The following is a 6,300-nucleotide window of genomic DNA, read 5'->3' as shown; positions in this document are numbered from 1 at the left end:
CCGCGTAACCTCCGGCAGTGGAGCGGAGCAACGCCACAGATCCCTGGCTCTCCAGGGTGGTGAACGTATCCGCTGGAGGCGGTGGAGGCGGTGGAGGCGGTGGAGGGGGCGACGCCGGGCCGATCACGGTGATCGAGAAGCTCGCAACGCCTGACTCCCTGTTCACACCGCCGCTTGAAGTCGCACCCGAATATCCAATGACAGATTCAACGCTACCGCTTCGCTGGCTGAAGTCATTGTTAGCAGTGACCGTGAATCCGGAACCGAGCAACGCCGATCCTGCAACGAAGAAATTGGCATAGCGAAGGCCTTGGCTCGCTCCCCGTCCCGTGGCGTCGACGCCACTCCCCGTCACAAGGTTGCCATCAATGCTGCCGCCGCGCAGATCAGATCCCTCGTTGAGTTCCAGGCCAGAAGAATTGGTTTCAACGATCGTATTGTTCTTGATCGACAGATCCTGGAAGACGCCGTTATAGGTAGCGACGCCTTTACCGCCTCCCACGATCAGATTCTGCTCAACCCTTACGGAGCCTGAGTTCTGGGCCAGAACAATGTTTCCACCGCCCCCGGTGTTATTGAAGACGTTCCGCATGATGCTGGCGTTCGCAGCACGGTCAATCTGCAGAACCACGGGTGTCGCATTAAAGTCAACAATCCCTTGGAATAAGTTGTCTTCAACGACAATATTGGAGAATGGCTCGGTGTCGTTGGGATCAGGCAGATAGCGGACAAAGGCAAAGTCCCCGAAACCGCCAACAGGCGCTCGACTGGTAATGACAGAATTCACCAGGCGCGATCGATCGGACTCAATGCGCATGTTCACCCCTGCAGAGTTACCCATGAAGCTGAGCCCGTCCAGGGTGACATCAGCAGCGGCTTTGGTGATAGCCACAAACCCTTCAATGATGGTTTCTGGGGCCCGGGGATCGTTGGCACTCCGTCCTTGGTTAGCACCCAGAAGTGTGACAGCTTTGGCTATGGTGAGCGATTCGCTGTAGGTGCCGGGAGCGATAGAAATCGTTGCCCCAACCGGGGCCGAATCAATGGCCGCCTGGATCGAGCGGTGGTCATACCCTGCTCCAACACCTACACGGATCACCCCGTTCGGAAGGCCGGGCTGAGGGGGGGCAGCCCGGTCATCCACGCGGTAGACGACCGTCAAGGTTCTGCTCTGCCCGGTGGCAATCCCTGCAAAGGCGGGATCCGACGCATCGAACGACCATTGGCCATTCTCCTGGAGGGAGAAACCGGGGGCGTTGCTTCCGATACGGCTGTAGTACGCCCGATCCAGAGGATCAGGATCGATTGAGGTGAGCTGGCCGGAGAGCTGGCCGGCTCCGACCGTGATGGCCTGCGACTGCCGGAAGGTGGCAACGGGATTGCGATTGAGCGGCTCACCCTCTGCCGGGTTCAAGCTGATCAGAAAGACATCCGAGACCCCTCCCATGGTGGTGGAGCCATTGAGACCGCCACTGGTCTCTCCGGTCAGGATGAGCTTGCCGCTGGAGGCGACCACAACGTCGTAACCAAGGTCAGAACCAGGCGTGCCGGCGGTGTAGGTCCACAACTTCTGGCCACTCGCGGATAACTTGGACACGAAGATGTCTGCGTCACCAAAGGTGGCCATGCCTCCCAGCCCTGGGGAACCGGCAGTTCTATCCAGACCCGTATGACCCGAGACGTAGATTGAGCCATTGGTGTCGATCGTTAGATCGCGAGCTTCGTCGATACCACTACTTCCATGGATTTGGCTCCAGAGAAGATTGCCGCTGGTATCAAACTTGAGCACAGCTACATCACGCCGCCCCTGATTGGCCAGGCCAAACAGATTGCCATCCGTACTCACGGAGACGACAATATTTCCATCAGCATCAAGGGCTATGGACTGGGCATAGTCCTTCGCGCTGCTGCTGATCTCCTTGGAGAAGACCAAGTTACCAGCACGATCATATTTGCGCAGATAGGCATCTGCATCATTGCTATCCTGGCCGTAGCCCACCATGTAGATACTGGAGCCATCTTTACTCACTACGACTTTCATCCCCACATCCTCTTTGCCGCTGGAAATCAGTCTTGTCCAGCTAGGGCCACCATTCAGCCCAACCAGGCTGATGAACGCATCAAGGTTGCTGTCTGCACTGGCCACCCCCTGAAACGAACTGCTGGATGTATAGCCAACGGCTACCACATAGGAGCCATCCGAGGCAGCGGCGAGCGAGTGCACCAGATCGTATCCATTCCCGACAAACGAAATGTCCTCAAATAATGAACCGTTCTGACGTCGAAACTGGAGGCCATCATTCGCATTCAGTCGGCGGATGAAGCCATCATTGCCGTTCTGGATACCGCCGACGTAGAGAGAATTTTCAGACCCTGCCACAATATCGTAAATCAGATCTTGGCCCGCCGTCGTCACCGCATGGGTCCAAAGGGTGTTGCCGGCAGCATCGATTTGCCTGACTTCCCAGTTCGCATCCGACGACGCCGACGTTTGGTTGTAGTTGTTAATCATGAGATAAACGGAATCGCCGGGGCCTGCGAGCATCCCGTAGCTCGTATCAGCCCTGGCAGAACCCAACAACGTCGTATCCGCCACAGCGGGCGCGATACCCGGCAGGGTCTGGAACAGTCCCTGCCGACTCTGGCTTCCCACCTGCACGGTGTAGGCATAGGTGGTAGCGGCATCCAGGCCTGCAAGGGCCACATCCGTGCTGAACCCAGCGGCTGGATTCCCGGCGGTAACAGCCCTTGGCACCGTCCTGATGGTCTGTGGACTGGCCGACAAGCCCATTCTCCCGTTCACCATCCCGCCGCTGATGGACAGCCCGGTGATGGCATCGGTGCTCGTCCCCCATTGCATGGTGACGGCCGAGCTTGCCACGGCCAGCACGGCGGGCGCGCTGGTGAAGCTGCTGGGATTCGTGGGAGTGAAGCGATAAACAACCCCTGCCTCGCTGAAGGTGCTCAGGTAGGAATCGGCGAGGTAGAGGGCATTGGGGACCGCCAACAGGCCCATTGGATTCCGGAGCTCGTTCGGCGAGATCCAATGGAACGTCTCCCCGGTGATCAGGTCGGCTGCGACGACAGGGTTCTCATCGTTGGGGGAGCCGAATCCACCGAAAAAGGCCGTGAAGACCGTGTTGAGGTAGGCACCAGCAAAGCCAATCGGTGCCTCGGCGATCTCTACCGCACCCTCGTTCTTGCTTCCGTCGGGCAGGCGGGTGAAGACCACCACCGGTGTCCTGTAGGCAGGGTTCTGATCACCCATGCTGACGGGTTGGCCATCGTTGCCGAGTTCGTAGGCCGTATACGCCTCACTGAAGCCGAAGTCGGGAGCCGTGAGACCCAGTTCACTGACCTCGACAACGTTCAGCTCGTCGGCGGATTTCACCGTTCCGGCATCACCTCCCTCGGCAGGACCATCGATGCCGTTGTCCTGGAAAACGAGCTCCCCGCCGGCCCCGATCACCATGCCAGCCGCGTTGCGGAGGCCAGTGGCGATGGTGGTGAGGCCGCTGACAGAAATGCTGCTGCCGTTGTCGCGCACCAGCACCCGCTGGATCGAATCAGGGGGCATCGCACCACCCGAAAACAGGGTGCTGGGGCTGCCTGACACCAGATCCACCATGAGGGTGGCATCGGTGGACATGGAGTTGCTTTGGGAGCCAACTCCGAAGTAGAGCTCCACGCTGTCGGGATCCAGCGGACTGGTCCGTGCCGCCAGGGCGTAGGTGGTGTGCAGAAAATCGGCGGGAAAGTTGAAGAGGAGTTTCCCGGCCAGTTGCAGCGGATCGGTGGCGTGGTTGCCGGTGACAGTGCCGGTGCGCCAGATCGTGATGGAAGGGGCGGTGGTGCTTAGCCGACCCGTGCTGGTGACGAAAATCAGATCGCCGACGCGCTCCACGCTGGTGGCCAGCCCCTCCAGGACGGCCAGTTGCTGGCGGATCTCGGCGACGCCATCACCATCGGCATCCTGCAGCCGGATCAGCCGGGACGGACGGCTGGCGTCGAAGGGATTGGGCCCATCGGTGGTGGTGACAAGCACCGAACCATCCTCGAGCTGGGTCAGGCTGTTGACGAAGCCCAGGCCTTCCGCGAAGCGGGTGACCGAAAGACTGGCGGTGTCTGTAGTGGTGGCAAGCGCGGGCGTGGCGGTCATCTGGAAGGGGGCCGAGCGCTTCAGAGCACTCTCAAAGCCATCACTCAGCTGACGTTAGTCTGTTTGGCTGGTTCTGCTGGGGACAAAGCCCTTCCCTTAGGAGTTGCTTAGCGAATGGTTGTGCCGGCGGCGGTTGGCCCGCGGACTCAACCGCAAGATTGACGGCTGGACCGATTGCAGTCAGCCATCACAGCATCGGCGGTCGACGGCGAGAGCGCGCTCACAACACCGCCGTCGCCAGGGCCTTGCGACCCTCCACGGGCGCCCGCAGGGCCTCCTCCAGAGGAGCCGCGCCGTAATCGCGCTCCAGCAGATCCATCACGGTGCGGCCGAAGTCGCCCGGGTTGAGGCGGAAAGCCTCCAGACAGATCCGGCCGAAGGTGCGCCCCATGGGCTCTGGGTTCCATAGAAGCTTCCGGGCTGTCCAGGGCAGCATGCTCATCGGGTTGTAGCCGGGGGTAAGCACCCCCTGCTCAAAGGCGTACTGCTCCAGGTGGGTGTGGGGTTGCAAGCCGATGAAGAAGATGGCTGGCTCCACCTTGTCAGCGCCGAAGATGCGCTCCAATTCCCTGTGATAGGCCACCGTCTGACGGATGGTCTCGGGACGCTCATCGATCACGTTGAACGAGTAATTGACCGACACATGCTCATGGAAGCCAGCACGGGCCAGCATCCGCGAACTCTCCAACACCGTGCGCAGGTTGTAGCCCATGCGCATCTTGCGCACCAGCTCCTGGGAACCTGAGGTGATGCCGATCTCGAAATAGCTCATGCCAGTGGCCACCATCAGCTCGGCCAACTCGTCATCAAGATTATCGGCTCGGATATAGGCCGCCCAGTGAATGTCTGTAAGTCCTTCGGCCTGGATAGCCCGCAGAAGCTGCTTGGCATCATCGATGTAGCGACGTGCAGGGATGAACTGAGCATCGGTGAACCAGAAACCGCGCACCCCTCGGTCATAGAGCTGGCGCATCTCCTTGACCACCTCGTCCACCGGATTCACTCGCACAGCCTTGCCCTCCACCACGGTGTAGACGCAATAACAGCAGTTGTGGGGACAGCCACGCTTGGTCTGAACCCCGACGTAGAAATCGCCACCGTCGAGGTACCACTCGAGCTGGGGCCAGATGGAGGCGATGTAGTCGTAGTCACACGCCGTCTTCTCCAGCCCGGCGGGTTGTTCGTGGATCAGCCCTGCACGGGGTGTCTCCCCGGCCAGATAGCAGCGCTCCCCAGACAGATCGTCGCCGCGAAGCAGTTTCTCCAGCAGCGGTTCCCCTTCCCCCACCGACACCACCGTGCCCGGAGGCAGTTGCCGGCCGAGCTGCTCGTAGAAGACGCTCACCGCTCCGCCACCGAGCACCGCCCGAGCCTCGGGATGGTGGCGCCGCGCCCGCCGCAGGCCGCGACGGATCAGGGCCAGATTGCGGCGCAGTTCGCCGTAGTAGGCCCCCATCAGCCTCAGACCCCCCAGGGCACCCCGGAGGCGTCGCAGGGGGTTACGGGCATAGAACACCTCAAAGGAGTTCTGCAGCGGATTGCCGCCCCGGCCATCCACCGGCGCATAGATCTGGATGTCCCGCCAGGAAAACACCAGCAGGGTGGGGCGGAACTGGTCGACCGCCTCCAGCAGCACCCGCTGGACATCGAGCAAGGGCACGGCCGCCAGATCCAGGATGCGCTGGCTCAGGGCGGGGAAACACTTGTGCAGGTGATCGGCCAGGTAGATGGGGCCAATCGGAAAGATCGGATTGCAGGGCAGCCGCACCAGCAGCACCCGTTGGTCGCTCACGGCTGGCGCGGCTCGATGGTGTGGTCGGACGCTAACAAGCCCTTCCTGGCCGCCGGTGGCCCGGCCCGTACTCAGCGCCTGGGACGCGTCGGCAAGGGCGCGGACGGAGGGAGCGGACCGAAGCACAGCTTTTCTTCATGAAGGCGCCGCTCACACTCCGCAACACTCTGTTACAGTGGCGCCAGGTGGGATTCCGCCTCTACCTCCTTCATCGGATCAGCGTTCACGCGCTGGCCGTTGTTACCTTTTCTCGCACTCATGACCGCCACTCTCCAGCAGCGCTCCGGCGCTTCGGTGTGGAACCAGTTCTGTGAGTGGGTCACCTCCACCAACAACCGTCTGTATGTCG

At 61.0% G+C, this 6,300-nt stretch carries 2 protein-coding genes; both read right to left on the bottom strand.

The window, feature by feature from the left end; all coding sequences use genetic code 11:
- The coding region (locus KUG43_RS08595) for a VCBS domain-containing protein (protein ID WP_216908116.1) at positions 1-4,159 on the bottom strand (4,159 nt) is incomplete at its 3' end.
- Positions 4,160-4,379: 220 nt separating this feature from the next.
- Positions 4,380-5,951: a photosystem II high light acclimation radical SAM protein gene (locus KUG43_RS08590; protein WP_216908114.1), complete on the bottom strand. Its 1,572-nt coding sequence runs from the start codon at positions 5,949-5,951 to the stop codon at positions 4,380-4,382.
- Positions 5,952-6,300: the final 349 nt, after the last annotated feature.

The sequence above is a fragment of the Synechococcus sp. CCY 0621 genome (genome assembly GCF_019038465.1).
Taxonomy (GTDB): domain Bacteria; phylum Cyanobacteriota; class Cyanobacteriia; order PCC-6307; family Cyanobiaceae; genus Cyanobium.
Note: the sequence above shows the minus strand (reverse complement) of the source record. Positions and strands in the feature narration are given on the sequence as shown.